This window comes from Martelella sp. NC20 (assembly GCF_013459645.1).
GTDB lineage: Bacteria > Pseudomonadota > Alphaproteobacteria > Rhizobiales > Rhizobiaceae > Martelella.
This window is the reverse complement of record NZ_CP054861.1, coordinates 5,189,711-5,205,627: the sequence shown is the minus strand read 5'-3', so window position 1 is coordinate 5,205,627 and position 15,917 is coordinate 5,189,711. Positions and strand designations below refer to the sequence as shown.

The window sequence follows — 15,917 nt, the reverse complement described above, 5'->3', positions numbered from 1 at the left end:
AATGACCGGCAAGAAGGAAGCGTTCGTCGCGCTGGTAACCTGTTTCAACGATGACGAAACCATCAATTACGAGGCGACGCGCGCGCAGGTGCGCCGGCAGGTTTCTGCTGGCAACAACATCATGTGCGCCGGCACGAATGGCGATTTCTCCGCCCTGACCTTTGACGAGAAGGTGCGGCTTTGCGGCGAGGTGGTCGATGAGGTCGCCGGCCGCGCCCGCGTCATCGTCAATGCCGGCATGCCCGCGACCTTCGAGACGGTGAAGCTCGCGCGCGAATTCGACCGCATCGGCGTCGACGGCATCGCCGTCATCACGCCGTTCTTCATCGCCTGCACCCAGGATGGCCTCGAACGCCATTTCACCACGGTCGCCGACGCGGTGGCGACGCCGATCTATCTTTACGACATTCCGGCGCGCACCCAGAACCATATCGAGCCCGAGACCGCCCGCAGGCTGGCCGCTCACGGCAATATTGCGGGGATCAAGGATTCGGGCGGCGCGCGGGACACGCTTGAGGCCTATATGGAGGTTGGTCGGTCGGTTGACGGGTTCGACGTCTATTCCGGACCCGACCAGTTGGTGCACTGGGCGCTGAGCAATGGCGCTAGAGGCTGCATTTCCGGCCTTGGCAATGTCATGCCTGACGTGCTGGCCAGGATCGTTTCGTGCGTCAACGCCGGCGACGAGGAGGGGGCGGCCAGGGCGCAGGAGACCTACGCCGCCTTCCGCACCGATCTTTACAAGCTCGGCTATCCGCCGGCCCTGGTGAAGCGCGCGCTCTACCTGCGCGACCCCTCAGTCGGTCTTTCCCGCCAGCCCGCGCTTTCGCCGGATCCGGAACAGGACCGGGCGATCGAGGCGATACTGGCCAGATACGAACTTTAGAACATCGGGCAAAACGCCTCTGAAGAACCGCGAAACTGGCGATCCATTTGGCGGTCGGGTTCTGGCGCGCCTTGTGCCGGCAGGGAAATACCGCCGTCGACATGGATGTTCTGGCCGGTAATGTAGCCGGCGCCGTCGGAAAGCAGGGAAGCGACGGTTGCGGCGACTTCATCGATTTCGCCATAGCGGCCCAGCGGGATCGCACCGCGAATGGTCTCGTCTTCGGGCAGGTAGTCAAGCCAGCCGGGGAAGACATTGTTCATCCGGATGTTGTGAGCCGCATTGCCGGCCGAAAAACGCGCGGTCAGGGCCATGAGACTGTCGGTGAACGCGTCTTCGCCCGATGCCATGAAGTCGGGCATGGGCGGCGGGGCTATGTTCACGATCGCCCCGGATTTCTGCTTTCTCATGATCGGTGCGACGATGCGCATGGTGCGGATCATCGACATCAGGCAGGCCCCGTGGATTGCCGTACCGGGAAGGGCGTTGAAGCCGAACGCTTCGGACCAGGGGCAGTTCAGCAGTGCATCGATGCGCCCCCAACGACCGAGGGCCATGTCGGCGAGTTGCCGAAGGTCCCGCCAGGACTGGGCGGTGCCGACGATGCCGATGCCGCCGATCTCATGGACAAACGCCTCCTGTCGCGGCCGTTGCCATATTCGCGTTTATGCCGGTCCCGCGACGCCTGTTTCAGCTCTGCCTTGATGAGGCCCCGGCACTGCCACACATGTGGCTATCCCGTAATCTTTGGCAATGAAAGAAAACACACGGCTGCTTGTTGCCGGCGCAAGATGAAACCGTCCTCCCAGGTTGCGCCGGGTTCTCCGGTGCGTTCGTGTTTCATCGGAGCTTTCATTGCAGATGGTAAAACTAAATCATTTCGCTGCTGCGGCAGTCGGATTTACGGGGTTCGTTTCCGTGGGCGCTGTTGCACATCGAGGCCTTGCAGCGGATTTCGTCGTTCGTGATGATCCGCCGCCGGCCATTTCGGGGCCGCAGCCGCTGGAAAAAGAGGCGTTTGCGTCCCGGTGGGAAGTGATTGTCGGCGGCGGGGCGAGCTTCGAGCCGGCCTATGAGGGCGGCGAGAAAATGGAGATCAGCCCGATCCCGATCGTGTCGATCGGCTATGCCGACTGGCTTCAGTTCGATCCCGGCGGCCTGGATGTCACGCTCTACAAGGATGGCGGCTTTTATGTCGACGCCCGGTTTGGTTACGAATCCGGCCGTTCTGAAGGTGACGGCGATCTGCTCAGGGGCCTCGGTGATGTCGATTTCGGCGTGACCGCAGGGATCAAGGTCGGCTACCAGTGGGATGCCTTCGAGTTCTACGGCGTCATCGACAAGACCATTGGCGGCAGCGAGGGGCTCACCGGCAAGATCGGTGCGAATTACGGCTGGCATATGGGCGAGAAACTGGTTGTCGCGACCAGCCTGGAAGCGACGATTGCCGACGAGAACTATATGGACAGCTATTTCAGCATCGATGCCGCCCAGGCGGCGGCTTCGGGCCTGCCGCAATACAAGGCCGGGGCCGGCCTGCAGCGCGTCGACTTCGATATTTCGGCGACCTATGCCTTTGATGAGAACTGGTTTTTGCAGGCCGGTGCCGGCGTCGGTCTGCTTGTCGGCGATGCCGCCGACAGTCCGATCGTGGAGCGTGAATGGCAGCCGCAGGTCACGCTGTCGCTCGGCTACCGGTTCTGATTACGCGGGAGTGTCGGTGGAGAAACTCAACACGACGACGAGCCCGTGCGGCACGTTGTCGTGAAACGACACCGTGCCGCCGTGGTCGCGGATAATGTCGTCGACGATCGACAGGCCGAGGCCGAAGCCGGTCGGGAAATGGTCCGCGCCGCGCGCATCGTCGAGCTTGAAGAAGGGTTCGAGAAGGCGACCGCGCATGGCTTCGGGGACGCCCGGACCATTGTCGCGGATTTCGATTTGCGCGCCGGCCCCGCTTTCCCTCAGCACGACGGTGACATGGGTGCCGAATTTCAGTCCGTTGTCGCAGAGATTGACGATGGCGCGCTGGAAGGCGTGCGGCTTGACGGTCCAGACCAGACGCGGCGGTCCGTCATAGGCGATGTCGGAACCGAGATCGGAATAGTCCGCGACGATTGTCTCCAGCATGCTGGCGAGGTCGGTGCGTTCCGGTTGTTCGGTATCCCTGTCGTTGCGGATATAGTCCAGCGTCGCGTTGATCAGCATGTCGACCTTGGCGACGTCCGAAACGATCTTGTCGCGCAAACCGGGATCCTCGATCCGCTCGCTGCGCAGGCGGATGCGCGTCAGCGGGGTTCTGAGATCGTGGCTGACGGCGCGCAGCATCCGATTCTGGCCCGCCATCATCGCCTGGATGCGGAATTTGAGGTCGTTCAAGGCCCGGATCAGATCGACGATTTCGCGGCTTCCCTGCTCCTTCAGCGGCAAGTCCTTGTCCAGAAAAGCCTTCGTCGAGGCCAGTTCGCGTGAAAGAGCGCGGATCGGCGCGGTGATGGCCCGAACGCCGAAGATGGAAAACAGCGCGACAAAGGTGACGAATGACAGGAAATAATAGGTGTAGCGCGAGGTGAGATCGAAACCCGCCGATCGCGGAATGTAGACGAGCGCCTCGCTTTGCGTGATCGACACGAGAAGGGCCGGCCGGTCCTCATAGAGGATGATGCTGGTTCCGGACGCCAGACTGTCGTCGTATCTGGCCTGAAACAGCAAGGAGAGCATCAGGCTGACGAAGCCGGCGGACTGCTCGGCCTCCTCCAGCGTTTCGAACTGCCGGCCGTCGGCCATAAAGACATCCATCCCCGTGCGCCTGGCGTTTTCAAGCAGCGCTCGTCGCCCGTCAGGCGGGGTTTCGGACATCAGCGCCGCGAGCAGTTCGGCCTGCGCCACCACGGCATCGCTGTCGGTGCTGTAATCCCTGTCCTCCAGACGTTCCAGCAACGCGCCGGCATTGACCACGACAGCGATCGCCACCACCACGAGCAGCACCATCTGTGCCCTGATCGTGGTCGGCATAAACCGTCTGAGCCGCCTCATTCGCGTTCCACCGCGGCGGTGAACACGTATCCGCCCAGACGCACGGTCTGAAGAAGCTGCGGTTCTTTCGGGTCCTTCTCGATCTTCTGCCGCAACCGGCTGATATGGACATCGATACTGCGCTCGATCGGCCCGGCAAGCCCTGAATGGGTGAGCATCAGCAGTTCCTCGCGCGAGATGACGCGGCCGGGATTCTGGCAGAAGGCAATCAGGATATCGAACTCGGTCGTCGTCAGCGACACCCGGGCATGGCTTGGATCGTGAAGCTGGCGGCGCATCGGATCGAGGCGCCAGCCCTCGAAACGCAGCGCGGTCGGCGCGTGGCTGGCCTTGACGCCGTAGCCCGCGCGCCTGAGCAGGCTGCGGATGCGGGCGATCACCTCACGCGGGCTGAACGGCTTGGTGATGTAGTCGTCCGCGCCGACCTCCAGTCCGACGATACGGTCGACCTCCTCGCCAAGCGCGGTCAGCAGGATGATCGGTATCGTGTTGCCGGCGCGAATGCTCCGGCACAGGCTGATGCCGTCTTCGCCCGGCAGCATGACATCGAGAATGATGAGGTCGAAACTCTGTCGCCTGAGGATCGCGTGCATGGCCTGCCCGTCCCTGACATGCGTGGCATGCATGCCGTTCTGACGGATGGTCTCGGCCAGAAGATCGGCGATTTCGGCATCGTCCTCGACAATCAGAATGTCTCCGGATCTGTAGCTGTTCAAGTCTTTCTCCCTGAACCGGCCGGAAAGGGCCGGCGGGCCGCACCGGGGCGGCCCTTCTAGTCAGGTTTGTGCGTTTTGCGGCCATTGTCCAGCCGCCGTTCAGCCGGCGGCCGGCGGTTGGACGAGCTCCGGTCTGCGTGAAAACAGGCCGTCCAGCCGGTCGCCCAGTCCGGAGGTGATAAGGTGCAGCGCCGGGACGACCACAAGCGAAAGCACGGTGGATGCGATCAGTCCGCCGATGACCGTGATGGCCATCGGCGCCCGGAACCCGCCCCCCTCGCCAAGGGCCAGCGCCGAGGGCGCCATGCCGGCGACCATCGCCAGCGTGGTCATGATGATCGGCCGCACCCGTTCCGCGCAGGCTTCCATCGTCGCTTCCAGGCGGGGATGGCCGGCCCGTTCCTTCTCGATGGCGAAATCGACCAGCATGATCGCGTTCTTGGTGACGATCCCCATCAGCATCAGAATACCGATCACGGCGGGCAGGGACAGCGAACTTCCCGTGAGCATCAGCGCCGCCACGACACCGCTGATCGACAGCGGCAGCGAGGCAAGGATGGTAAAGGGCGCCAGAAAACTGCCGAACAGCAGAACCAGAACGACCATCACAAGCATCACGCCCGCACCCATGGCGACACCGAAGCTCGACAGAACTTCGCCTTCAGAATCGGAATCGCCGGTTGCCGAAATCCGCACCGTTGGCGGCAATCCCCGCACCACAGGCAGGCTCTCAAGCGTTGCAAACCCTTCACCCGAGGTCAGGCCCCCGGCGACATCGGCCCCGATATTGACGCGGCGTTCGCGGTCGAGCCGCTCGATGGAAGATAGCGTCTCGCCATATTCGAAACGAACGATGCTGGAGAGCGGAACCTGCCCGCCGCCGGCGGTGGGAACGCCGATCAGGCTGAAGCTTTCGATATCGTCGCGGACGCGTCCGTCGAGCTGAACCCGGATGGGGATGAGACGGCCATTATCGGCGAATTGCGGCAGGTTTCCGCTGCTGTCTCCGACCGTCGAGATACGAATGGTCTCCGCGATCGCGGCCGTCGATATGCCGAGCGAGGCAGCCTTGTCGGACAGCACCTGCATGCGCAGTTCCGGCCGCATGGCGGTCGCTTCCGAGCCTGGATTGACGAAGGCCGGATCGGCTTCCATTGCCGCGAGAATATCGGCGGCCGCCATCTGCGCGGCATCGCCGTCATTGCTCAGGATGGCGAAGGACACATCGCGGCCGCCCCGGGCATTCAGAAACTGGAAGCGGATGTCGGCGATAGCCGAAAGCTCGATCTTCAACGTTTCCTCGATGGCGGAAACCGGTGTGTTGCGTTCAGTCGCCGGTCCCAGATCGAGCATGACGTAAGCAAAGCGAACGTCCCGGTCGCCGGTGGCGCTGGAACCGCCCTGGATGAAAATCGTCTCGACATTGTCGACATGGGCGAAACGTCGGCTTGCATCTTCGGCTACGGCGCGGGTTTCGTCGAGAGACGCGCCCGGCGGCAGTTCGAGCGTGAGCGTCAGTTTTCCGGTATCTTCCTCCGGAACGAATGACGTCGGTATCGCGCCGAGCTGCATCACCGAGATCCCGAAAAGCGCGACCGCAATGGCAACGGTCAACCACCGGTATCTGAGAACCGCGCCGAGGAAACGCTGATAGGCTGCGGCCATTGCTCCGCGCTCGCTCTCGGCCGATACCTTGCCCGTCAGGAAATAAGCCGCCATGATCGGCGTGATCAGCCGCGCGACCAGCAGCGAGAAGAAAACCGCGATGGCGACCGTCAGTCCGAATTCACGGAAATACAGCCCGACCTCGCCGCTCATCAGGCCGACCGGCAGAAAAACGGCGATGATGGTGGCGGAGATCGCGACAATGGCAAGGCCGATCTCGTCGGAGGCCTCGAGTGCTGCCTGATAGGCCGGCTTGCCCATGCTGCGATGGCGCGCGATGTTCTCGATCGCCACGATCGCGTCGTCCACGAGAATGCCGGTGACCAGGGTGATCGCCAGCAGCGTCAGGATGTTGAGCGAGAACCCGAGCAGGTCGATGACAAAGAATGTCGGGACCACCGAAAGCGGCAGGGCCATAGCGGCAATGATGGTCGCCCGCCAGTCCCGCAGGAACAGGAAGATGACCGCGACGGCGAGAGCCGCCCCCTCGATCAGGGTCTGCATCGCGGAGTTATAATTCCCGCGGGTGTAGCGCACGCCATCGTCGACCCGTTCGATGGACATGCCGGGGTTCTCTGTGGCGATTTCGCCGATGCGCAGGGCAACGCCATCGGCAACGCCGATTTCGCTTGCGCCTTTGGTGCGCTCAACCGAGAACCCGACGACCTCGCCGCCGCCGAGCAGCGTGAAGCTTTGCGGCTCAGCATAGACATCGCGGATCTCGCCGAGGTTTCCGAGCGTGATCTGCCGGCCGTTTCCGCGCGGAATGCCGATCGCCGCAAGCTCTGAAACATCGCTCACGCGCGCATGCGTGCTCAGCACCTGCTCGCGGGCGCCAAAAGAGCTGCGCCCGCCTGAAACATCGAGATGATTGGCCGCGAGGCTTTGCGTCACCGTGTCGGCCGTCAGCCCGTAGGCGCGAAGCCGATCCGGGTCGAGCGAGACCCGGATCTCGCGGTCGACCCCGCCGATACGGCTGATGCCGGCCAGGCCCGGCACGGATTGCAACTCGCGCGCCAGCGTATCGTCAATGAACCAGGAGACCTCTTCGAGCGACATGTCCGTGCTCGACACCGCATAGATGGCGACCGGCTGGGCTTCTTCCTCGATGCGCTCGATGATCGGTTCGTCGATATCGGCCGGCAGGTCGGAGCGGATCCGGGAAATCGCGCCGCGCACTTCAGAAACAGCGCGGTCGATATCGACCGTGCCGAGCACGAAATCGACTTCGGTGACGGACTGGCCATTGGTTATGGTCGAAGATATCTGTTCGACATTGGCGAGAGAGGCCAGTGTATTTTCAATCGGCTTTGTGACTTCGGTTTCGAGTTCTTCCGGCGCAACACCGGACTGTTCGACGGTGATGCTGACCACCGGCGTGTCGATCGTCGGGAAGTAGGTCACCGGCAGGCGCATGAAGCCATAGATTCCGGCGGCCATCAGCACGATGAAAAGCAGGACCGAAGCCAGCGGCGAGCGGATCGCCCAGGCGGAAATACTCATATTCATCTCAGTCAGCCCTCGAGATCGTCGTTGGCGCGGACACGGGGCGATCGGAGGCGACGCCGTTTTCAAAGGGCAGCCTATATTGAAGATGCGCCGGCGTTGCGGGCTCTCCCGGTTTCAGAAAACTGCCCGCCTTCAGCACGATGAGGACGCCGGGGGCGAGGCCGTCGATGACTTCGACAAGGTCTCCTCTGACCTGCCCGATCTCAACGCTTCGTTTCGAGACAATGCCGTCCTCCACAGTGGTTATAGTGGCGCCGTCGCCGGTAAAGCGGACAGCCGTCGCCGGCACCAGAACCGAACGCCGGGCGAACACCTCGATCCGCCCGCTGACGAAGGCGCCGACCACAAGGCCCGCCGGGTCTTCAAGCGCGATGCGCACGCGCCCCATGCGGCTTGCCGCATCGATCCGCGCCGCGCGATGCCGCACAGTGCCCGTGAGTGGAGCGGCGTGCCCGGAGAGATGGAAGATCGCCGGCTGTCCTTCGCGCACCAGCGGTAGGTCTGCCTCGGCGACTTCGACCTCCAGTTCGAGCGCGCCGTCTTCGGCCAGAACGAAGAGCGGCTCCCCGCCTGTTTCGACGGCAAGGCCGGTGCGGGCGTTGCGCGACAGCACGAGGCCTGCGGTCGGCGCCTTGACCGTGCTCGTCTCGATCGTGCGCTCGATCTATGCGCGGTTGTGTTCGATCAGCTCCAGTTCGGCGTGCGCGACCTGAAGTGTCTGACCTGCGATCTCCAGATCGACGGCGGCGCGGGCATGTTCGTTTTCATGCTCGCTGAACATGCGTTCGGACGACGCGCCCTCGGCCGTCAGAGACCGGCTGCGCTCCAGTTCCTTTCCGGCCTCGGCCTCGCTGACCCGGGCCTTTTCCAGCCGCGCCGTTTCCTGAGCGATCATCATCCGGGCCCGGCGCAGTTCGACGGTGTTCCTGTCGAGCGCCAGTTCGGCATCGGCCGTGTCGATTTCCGCAAGCGGCATGCCGGCTTCAGCGTACTCGCCCGCATCGACGAGAACGGCGCGGATGATTCCCCCGTCGACCTCGGCATGGACCGGCACCTCTTCCCGGGCGACGACCGTGCCGGTTGCCGCAACCGTGCCGACAACCGCGCCTTCACGCGCCGAGACGACCGTGACGCGCTTGATATCCTGCGCCGAAGCGAGGGAAACGGGCGCCATCGCGAGCAGCAGGACAAGGGAGCGCAACAGCGCCCGCCGCCGGCCCTGCTGCTTGCCGGAGGAAGAAATGGTGTTTCTGTCTGTCATGGCCGATCTCTGTCTGAGAACCCGGAGCCGGATCATCCGGCCCCGCCATGACCTCTGCCAGAGCAGGCAGGCAGGGGGTGCTACGTTATGTTACGAAATGTTGCGGGGTTCATTTGCCGGGGAGCGAGGCGACAGCGATCTTTGTCGGGAAGGCTTCCGTCGATCGGCCGAACTCTCTGTGCGAGCGCTGTTATCTCGCGCTCTGTCCCGAACGCGTCACCTTGCTCTTGCCTTCCGGAACCGCGGCGATTTGATTTCCGACATGATGGAAGCGTCGAGGGCTTCGATATTGTCGACCCAGGCAAGCACGTTCACCGCGCTGTTTCAGGCATGCGGGTCGGTCACCTGTTTACTGTTCCCTGCCAGATCATCGCGCGCGGGTCTTCGGGCCCGGTTCCGGATAAGCAGCCGGCTTCGGGCTGAAACAGCGGCCTTCTCCGGCCCGCGCGTGCGTTTTGCCTCGGCGGGAGCCCGACGGATATGCTCACCCCATTTCCGCGGTGATGAATTCGGGGCCGGGGGAGGGGAATTTGTCGATCTGGTCGCGGCCGAGGCCCTCATCGGTGATGATGGTGTCGATCGCGTCGATCGGGGCGGTCTTGTGCAGGGCGCGCTCCATGAAGCGGCTGGAATCGGCCATCAGGATGACCCTGTTGGCCGCCGCGATCATGGCACGCTTCAATTGCACCAGTTCGAGCAGGGTCTCCGACACGCATTGCTCGTCGATCGCGGCCGCCGACATGAAGAACAGGTCGCAGCGTATATCTGCGAGAAAGCTCAGGCCGGGTTCGCCGAGAAGGCTGAACGAACCGAACCTGCAGCCGCCGCCGGGGACGATCAGCTTGATGTTCGGCTTGTAGGTCAGCACCTTGGCGACATGGAGATCGTTGGTGATGATGGTCAGCGGAATATCGAGACCGGCGATTTCTTCCGCCAGCAGGTGACAGATGACAGCGCCCGTATCAATCAGCAGCGCCTGGTCGGGTTCGATGAAGCGCATGGCCTCGCGCACGATCCCCTGCTTTTCCTCAAGCGCCGTGCGGCGCGCGAGATCCGTCGAAGGCTCGTAGGTCGCGCGCGAGCGGATGCTGACGGCGCCGCCATGGGTGCGCTTGACCAGGCCTTCCGAGGCCAGCAGATCAAGGTCGCGCCGGATCGTCGACACGGAGATGCCGAACATGCGCGCCAGATCCTGGCTGGTGCCGGCCTGGTTGCTCTTGAACCAGTCCACCAGTTGCTGACGCCGCTCGGCGGGCAGGAGTTCTTCGCTGTTGCTCTCTTCGTTCAATGTCCGGCCTTCGGGTCGTATGGGGGGCGCGCGCAGCTTGCCATCACAGGGCGTTGGGCAACCAAAGCACAATCTGCGGGAAAACCGCAAGCAGGGCTGTACCGATACACAACAGCAGGAAGAACGGCAAGGCGGCGCGCACGGTCTTGCCGATGGTCTCCCCGGTCAGCGCCTGAAGGATGAACAGGTTCAGGCCGACCGGCGGCGTGAGCGCGCTCATCTCGATCATGATCACGAGATAGATGCCGAACCAGAGCGGATCGAAGCCCGCATGCACGATCAGCGGAACCGCGATCGGAACGGTCATCACGGTCATCGAGGTGCCGTCGAGGAACATGCCGAGGATGATGTAGAGAACCGCGAGGATCAGCAGCACGCCGTAGGGCGAAAGGTTCATGGCGGCGATGCTTTCGGTGATCATCGACGGCAGGTGCATGTAGGCGATGGCCGAGGACAGGAACGCCGATGCCGCGATCAGCATCAGGATCATCGAGGAGACCCGGATCGTGCTCTTCAGGCTGTCGGCCATCAATTGCCAGGAGAACTGGCGGGTGACGAGGGTGATCACGATCGCGCCGAAAACCCCCACCGCCGCCGCTTCGGAGGGCGTGGCGACGCCGGAGTAGATCGCCCCGAGCACGATCGTCATCAGCACCAGGATGGGGACGAGATCCAGAAGGCCTCTCCAGATGACGTTCCAAGATACCGGTTCGCCATGGGGCGGGGCCACGGAAGGCCGGATGAGCGATACAATTGCGATATAGCCGGAGTAGAGCGTCGCCATCATCAGGCCGGGCAGCAGACCGGCCGCGAACAGCTTGGCGATCGAGACCTGCGCCAGCACGCCATAGACGATCATTGCGATGGAGGGCGGAATGAGCAGGCCGAAGCTGCCCGCGCCGGCAAGCGAGCCGGAGGCGAGCGCGACGTCATAGCCGCGCGCCTTGAGTTCGGGAATAGTGATCTTGCCGACCGTCGCGGTGGTCGCGGTCGAGGAGCCCGAGATCGCGGCGAAGATGGTGCAGCCGATGACATTGGTATGCAGCAGGCCTCCGGGTATGCGGGAGACCAGCGGCGAGAGGCCGCGGAACAGGCGGTTCGAAATATCCGTGCGGAAGATGATGTCGCCCATCCAGATGAAAATCGGGATAGCGGCAAGCTCCCACGACACGGCCGAGGAAGACACCACTTTGGTGGCGATCGAGCCGATCCGGACCCAGTTGAAATCGAGCGCGAAATACATCGCGCCCGCGCCGACCAGCATCAGACCGGCGAAGATCCACGTGCCGGCGCCGAGAAAGACCACCAGCAGAAGCAGCAGCGTAAGGACGGACATAGAGACGGACATGGTTTTCCTTCCTGTCCTGGAGCATTTCGCAGTCAGGTGGAGCCACCTGACGTCCGCGAAAATGCGTCAAAACAAACAGATAGAGCATTCCGGTGATCCCGTTTTCACCGGAAATGCGCTAAAGCGTCAGCGCGCGTTCGTCGGCGTGACCGACGGCCAGAAGCCGGAGGAGCCGCACGAAAACCTGGAACGCCATCAGGCAAAGGCCGATCAGGAAAAAGCTTTCGGGGATCCACATGGGAATGGGGAGGTAGGATTCGGAGACAGTGCCCCGGCTCCAGTTCTTGAAGACGGATTTCCACTGATAATAGGCCATGAACAGCATCAGCGCCTCGACGGTAGCCAGCGTGAAGAATTCGCACAGCCAGGCCATTCTGGGGCCGACACGATCGGTTATGACCTTCACCCGGATCATGAAGCCTTCCTCCAGCGCCCAGGCGGCGGAGAGGAAGCCGACGGCGGCGACGCCGTTGCCGACCAGCGAGTCGGCCATGAAGGTCGATTTCGAAAACAGCCTCAGGCAGATTTCCAGAAGCGTGAATGCGGTCATGAACACCAGGATGCAGGCGGCGACGAGGGCCGCGGCCCGGTTGAGCATCGTCGAGGCATGAGCGATCAGCCGCAGCCATTTCGGATCGTCGGTCGCCTCGGTCATGTGGTGTGAATGCGGTTCTTCAAGCGCCATTGTCGTCTCCGGAACGGAAAGGCAGCGGCAGATCGTGCGCTGCATGCCCGCTGAATGAAAGCTTCATGCAGCCCACCCTTATCAAGAAGGCGGGCTGCCGGAGAGATATCAGCCTGCCTTCAGCGCATCAAACTTTGCCAGCACGTCGGCGCCGCGCGATCCGGTCTTCGCCACCCAGTCCTCGCGCACCGCCGCGCCGGCGGTGTTGAGCGCTTCGAAGACGGCATCCGGTACATCGTTGGCGGTGGTCACCGTCATGCCGTGGTCGCGCAGGATCTTGTAGGAGGCCTCGATGCTGTCGGTCATGATCTGCCAGTTATAGGCGTCGCAGCTTTCGGTAAGGCCGAGCATGGCCTCCTGGACGTCCTTCGGCAGGGCGTCGAACGCGTCCCTGTTCACATGGCACATGAACAGGCCCATGGCGTAGTTCATCTCGGTGAAATCGCTGAGATAATCCCAGAGGGACAATTGCACGCCGCCGTCGGCGGAGGTCAGGACGGCGTCGATCGCGCCGGTCGAAAGCTGGGGGATGAGATCGGACCAGGCGATCTGCAGCGGTGCCGCGCCGGCCTTCATCAGCGTCTGCGTGCCGTTGACGTCATAGGTGCGGATGCGCAGGCCGTTGAGCGCTTCCAGCGATGCGATCGCCCGATCGGCAAAGATGCCGGACGGCGGGTTCGGCATCGCCCAGAGCAGCACCATATTGTTGTCGGCGAAGATTTTTTCGTATTCCGGCCGGGCGGCCTGCCAGAGAAGATAGGCTTCCTTCGGCGTCTTCGCGATGAAGGGCAGGGAGGAGAGGTTGAACAGCGGATCGATGCCGCCGAGCTGGGTCATCAGCGTCACCGCAGTCTGGACGGCGCCGTCCTGCACGGCATCGAACTGGTCCGCCGATTTGTAGCCGAGCGCACCGCCGCCCTGATAGGTAATGGCGATCTGGTCGCCGACCTTCTTCTGCAACTCGCTCAGAAAGTACTTTGATGCCTTGCCCGAGAGGGCGTCGGCATTGTACTCGTCCGCCATATCCCAGCGGACGGTGGAAGCGGCAAAGGCACGGTTGCCAAGGGCGCAGACAGCGCCGGCGATAGTGGCATTGCGCATCAGCACGCGTCTTGTAATGGTCATTCGGTTCCCCTTTCGAAGGCTTTGCGCCCGCCCGATTTGCGGCCGGGCACCGAGACGTGTTCGTTCTTCGGATTTGTCAAGGAAAGCAGTCTCGCCAAAAACTGTCAATTAAAAACGCACAAAAGGTCATCTTTTTTGCTAAGTTGCGCTGGATATTGCGTCAATTCCTGCGTGTTTTGAAAAGTTTGCGGCGCATACGTCGATTATCGGTTGTCATTTGACGGCATATCGATCATAAAACGTCACATAGACGCATAAAACGGCGATCGATTTTCAGATAACGTTGCAAGAGAATTTGATAAATGCACACTTCACCACAGAGCGCACCGGTCATCATGATATCCGGCGCCAATCGCGGCATCGGCGCGGCGATCGTCCGGGACCTTCTCCAGCATGGTTACCGGCTGTCCCTCGGAGCGCGCGATGTCGCGACGCTCGAGGCCGAGCACGGCGCGCCCGGGGATACATTAAGCTATCACCGTTTCGATGCCTTTGAGCCGGAGACGGCCAGGCAGTGGGTTGACGAGACGGTTGCCCGGTTCGGGCGCATCGATGGCCTCGTCAACAATGCCGGCAGCGGCGAGCAGGTTCTGCTCACCGATGACAATGAGGAAGCGCTGGACCGGCTCTGGGCCGTCAACGTCAAGGCGCCACTCAGGCTAACGCGGCTGTGCCTGCCGTATCTGGAGGAGACCGGCCGCGGCCGGATCGTCAATATCGTCTCGATGTCCGGCAAGCGCGTCCGCAACGGCTTTGTCGGCTACAACATGACCAAATTCGCGGTGATGGGCCTGACCCACACGACGCGTCACGTCGCCTGGGAAAAGGGCGTGCGCGCCACCGCCATCTGCCCGAGCTTCGTGCGCACCGAAATGAGTTCCTACACCAGCAAGGTCAAGCCCGACGACATGATCCAGCCGGAGACCATGGCCGAACTGGTTCGCACCGCAATCGAGCTTCCCAACAACGCGGCGATGGCGGAAATGCTGGTCAACTGCCGCCTCGAAGACATGCTCTGAGGAGACGTCGTCATGCCGGTTCCGAATTTGCAACGTCCGGGCTTTTCGGCCCCCCTGCCTGAAAGCGCGGATGTCGTCGTGATCGGCGGCGGCATCGCCGGGGTGACGACCGCCCTGTTCCTGGCCGAGGCCGGTGTTAATGTCGTGCTGTGCGAGAAGGGGACGGTTGCTGCCGAGCAGAGTTCGCGCAACTGGGGCTGGGTGCGGCAGATGGGGCGTGACCCCGCCGAACTGCCGCTGACCATCGAAAGCCTCAACCTCTGGCGCGATGTCGACCGTCGCTTCGGTATCGAGACCGGTTTTCGTGAGACCGGCATCACCTATGTGTGCCGCACGAAGGCGGAGATCGCCGAATTTACCGCCTGGGAGAAATACGCCCGCGAGGCTGGAATGCTGTCGCGGCTTCTCGATGCGAGCGGCCTTCAGGCACTGCTTCCGGGGATCACCTCGCCTTACAAGCTTGGTCTTTATACCGCCAATGACGGCCGGGCCGAACCCGGGCAGGCCGTGCCGCAGATGGCCGCAGCCGCCGTCAGGCTTGGCGCGAGGATCATCGAGAATTGCGCGGTACGCGGGTCCGAGCGGTCCGGAGGACGCATCAGCGGCGTGGTGACGGAAAACGGCACGATCGCGACGTCCAGCGTCGTCGTGGCGGCCGGGGCCTGGTCGCGGCTTTTCCTCGGCAATCTCGGGCTCGACTTTCCGCAGCTGAAGCTGCTCGGCACGGCCGCGCGGATCGAAAGCGATGGCGCCGTGCCGGACATGCCGGTCGGCGGCGGCGATTTCTCGTTCCGCAAGCGTCTCGACGGCGGCTATACCATCGCCCAGCGCAATGCCAATGTCGCGCCGATCACGCCCGACAGCTTCCGCCTGTTCTTCGATTTCCTGCCGACATTGCTGACAAGCTGGCGGGAGCTGAAGCTGCGCGTCAACGGCCAGACGGTGAGTGAGCTGAAGATGCCGCGGCGCTGGTCGCTCGATCAGGTCACGCCCTTCGAGGCGATCCGCATGCTCGATCCGGTGCCGCACGCACCGTTCAACCGCAATGCGCTGGCGAACCTCGCGCGCGCCTTCCCGGCCTTCGCCGATGCCCGCCTGACCGATAGCTGGGCCGGCATGATCGATGCGACGCCGGATGCCATTCCGGTGATCGGTCCGATTGCGGCCGTGCCGGGGCTCTATCTGTCATCGGGCTTTTCCGGCCACGGCTTCGGCAGCGGGCCGGGCGCGGGCCGCCTGATGGCCGAACTCGTCCGCAATGAAAAACCCTGCGTTGATCCGGCGCCTTTCCGGTATGAACGCTTTTCGAAGACCGCCAAGGCCGCCTGAAGAGCGGCGCAACGGCGCAGAGCGCGGGCAGAAAAAGTTGCAGACTTTTT

Annotated in this window: 14 protein-coding genes; 4 read left to right on the top strand and 10 right to left on the bottom strand. The window is 62.9% G+C overall.

Going from position 1 to position 15,917, the window contains the following annotated elements; all coding sequences use genetic code 11:
- Window position 1 precedes the first annotated feature (1 nt).
- The gene (locus HQ843_RS24835; protein WP_180900693.1) at window positions 2-886 is read left to right on the top strand and encodes a dihydrodipicolinate synthase family protein; all 885 of its coding nucleotides are present in this window, start codon (window positions 2-4) and stop codon (window positions 884-886) included.
- Here the strand turns inward: HQ843_RS24835 and HQ843_RS24830 are convergent.
- Window positions 883-1,491, bottom strand: a complete 609-nt coding sequence (locus HQ843_RS24830; RefSeq protein WP_256432960.1) for an SDR family oxidoreductase — start codon at window positions 1,489-1,491, stop codon at window positions 883-885. The genes HQ843_RS24835 and HQ843_RS24830 overlap by 4 nt on opposite strands.
- Window positions 1,492-1,804: 313 nt before the next feature.
- Here HQ843_RS24830 and HQ843_RS24825 point away from each other — a divergent pair, with 313 nt between their 5' ends.
- The gene (locus tag HQ843_RS24825) at window positions 1,805-2,590 is read left to right on the top strand and encodes a MipA/OmpV family protein (protein ID WP_246710217.1); all 786 of its coding nucleotides are present in this window, start codon (window positions 1,805-1,807) and stop codon (window positions 2,588-2,590) included.
- Here HQ843_RS24825 and HQ843_RS24820 read toward each other — a convergent pair whose 3' ends face one another.
- The 9 genes from HQ843_RS24820 to HQ843_RS24780 all read right to left on the bottom strand — a co-directional run bounded on the left by HQ843_RS24820 (window position 2,591) and on the right by HQ843_RS24780 (window position 13,519).
- Window positions 2,591-3,922: an ATP-binding protein gene (locus HQ843_RS24820; RefSeq protein ID WP_180900696.1), complete on the bottom strand. Its 1,332-nt coding sequence runs from the start codon at window positions 3,920-3,922 to the stop codon at window positions 2,591-2,593.
- Window positions 3,919-4,638 carry a response regulator gene (locus HQ843_RS24815; RefSeq protein WP_180900697.1) on the bottom strand — a complete coding sequence of 240 codons (720 nt, stop codon included), beginning with the start codon at window positions 4,636-4,638 and terminating at the stop codon, window positions 3,919-3,921. The genes HQ843_RS24820 and HQ843_RS24815 overlap by 4 nt, the downstream gene beginning before the upstream one ends.
- A gap of 99 nt (window positions 4,639-4,737) precedes the next feature.
- Window positions 4,738-7,806, bottom strand: coding sequence for an efflux RND transporter permease subunit (locus HQ843_RS24810; RefSeq protein ID WP_180903342.1), 3,069 nt, complete (start codon window positions 7,804-7,806; stop codon window positions 4,738-4,740).
- 7 nt (window positions 7,807-7,813) lie between these two features.
- Complete coding sequence (locus HQ843_RS24805) at window positions 7,814-8,464, bottom strand: efflux RND transporter periplasmic adaptor subunit (RefSeq protein ID WP_256432959.1); 651 nt, start codon at window positions 8,462-8,464, stop codon at window positions 7,814-7,816.
- A 12-nt stretch (window positions 8,465-8,476) separates the two neighbouring features.
- A complete protein-coding gene (locus tag HQ843_RS24800; protein WP_180900698.1) occupies window positions 8,477-9,073 on the bottom strand; it encodes an efflux RND transporter periplasmic adaptor subunit in 597 nt (198 codons plus the stop codon).
- Window positions 9,074-9,557: 484 nt separating this feature from the next.
- Window positions 9,558-10,361 (bottom strand): DeoR/GlpR family DNA-binding transcription regulator, encoded by an 804-nt coding sequence (locus tag HQ843_RS24795; protein ID WP_180900699.1) that lies wholly within the window; start codon window positions 10,359-10,361, stop codon window positions 9,558-9,560.
- A 43-nt stretch (window positions 10,362-10,404) separates the two neighbouring features.
- A complete protein-coding gene (locus tag HQ843_RS24790; protein WP_180900700.1) occupies window positions 10,405-11,709 on the bottom strand; it encodes a TRAP transporter large permease in 1,305 nt (434 codons plus the stop codon).
- A 118-nt stretch (window positions 11,710-11,827) separates the two neighbouring features.
- Entirely contained in the window at window positions 11,828-12,394 is a 567-nt protein-coding gene (locus HQ843_RS24785) for a TRAP transporter small permease (RefSeq protein ID WP_180903340.1), read from the bottom strand.
- A gap of 108 nt (window positions 12,395-12,502) precedes the next feature.
- Window positions 12,503-13,519 (bottom strand): TRAP transporter substrate-binding protein, encoded by a 1,017-nt coding sequence (locus HQ843_RS24780; RefSeq protein WP_180900701.1) that lies wholly within the window; start codon window positions 13,517-13,519, stop codon window positions 12,503-12,505.
- 302 nt (window positions 13,520-13,821) lie between these two features.
- On the opposite strand from HQ843_RS24780, the gene HQ843_RS24775 reads away from it, so the two are divergent.
- Together HQ843_RS24775 and HQ843_RS24770 are read left to right on the top strand one after the other, a co-directional pair.
- On the top strand, window positions 13,822-14,538 hold the full coding sequence (locus HQ843_RS24775; RefSeq protein WP_180900702.1) for an SDR family NAD(P)-dependent oxidoreductase: 717 nt from the start codon (window positions 13,822-13,824) through the stop codon (window positions 14,536-14,538).
- Window positions 14,539-14,550: 12 nt separating this feature from the next.
- The gene (locus tag HQ843_RS24770) at window positions 14,551-15,867 is read left to right on the top strand and encodes an NAD(P)/FAD-dependent oxidoreductase (RefSeq protein WP_180900703.1); all 1,317 of its coding nucleotides are present in this window, start codon (window positions 14,551-14,553) and stop codon (window positions 15,865-15,867) included.
- The last annotated feature ends 50 nt before the right edge of the window (window positions 15,868-15,917 follow it).